This is a genomic window from Aeromicrobium sp. PE09-221, assembly GCF_002174305.1.
Lineage (GTDB): Bacteria > Actinomycetota > Actinomycetes > Propionibacteriales > Nocardioidaceae > Aeromicrobium.
Genome location: NZ_MIJB01000086.1, coordinates 1 through 947, shown reverse-complemented (window position 1 = coordinate 947; position 947 = coordinate 1). Strand labels below are relative to the sequence as shown.

Genomic DNA, 947 nt, shown 5'->3' with positions numbered 1-947 from the left:
CGACTGGAGGACCGAACCGACTAATGTTGGAAAATTAGCGTATGACTTGTGGCTAGGGGTGAAAGGCCAATCAAACCTGGAGATAGCTGGTTCTCCCCGAAAGCTATTTAGGTAGCGCCTCGGACGAATACTACTGGGGGTAGAGCACTGTTAAGGCTAGGGGGTCATCCCGACTTACCAACCCTTTGCAAACTCCGAATACCAGTAAGTACTATCCGGGGGACACACGGCGGGTGCTAACGTCCGTCGTGGAGAGGGAAACAACCCAGACCGCCAGCTAAGGTCCCAAAGTATAGCTAAGTGGGAAACGATGTGGGAAGGCTCAGACAGCCAGGATGTTGGCTTAGAAGCAGCCATCATTTAAAGAAAGCGTAATAGCTCACTGGTCGAGTCGGCCTGCGCGGAAGATGTAACGGGGCTAAGCTATACACCGAAGCTGCGGCTACGTACTTATGTGAGTGGGGTAGGGGAGCGTTCTGTAAGCCGTTGAAGGTGGTCTGTAAGGGCTGCTGGAGGTATCAGAAGTGCGAATGCTGACATGAGTAACGATAAAGGGAGTGAAAAACTCCCTCGCCGGAAGACCAAGGGTTCCTGTCCAACGTTAATCGGGGCAGGGTAAGTCGACTCCTAAGGCGAGGCCGAAAGGCGTAGTCGATGGGAAACGGGTTAATATTCCCGTACTTCTTATAATTGCGATGGTGGGACGGAGAAGGCTAGGTGGGCCTGGCGACGGTTGTCCAGGTTCAATTACGTAGGCGGAAAGTTTAGTTAAATCCGGACTTTCTTAACGCTGAGATACGATGTCGTGCTACTACGGTAGTGAAGTCATTTATGCCATGCTTCCAGGAAAAGCCTCTAAGCTTCAGAGTGTAAGGAATCGTACCCCAAACCGACACAGGTGGTCGGGTAGAGAATACCAAGGCGCTTGAGAGAACTCGGGTGAAGGA

Annotated in this window: 1 rRNA gene; it reads left to right on the top strand. The window is 51.8% G+C overall.

The features are described from left to right. Positions 1-947, top strand: a 23S ribosomal RNA gene (locus BHE97_RS19405); the annotation flags it as partial.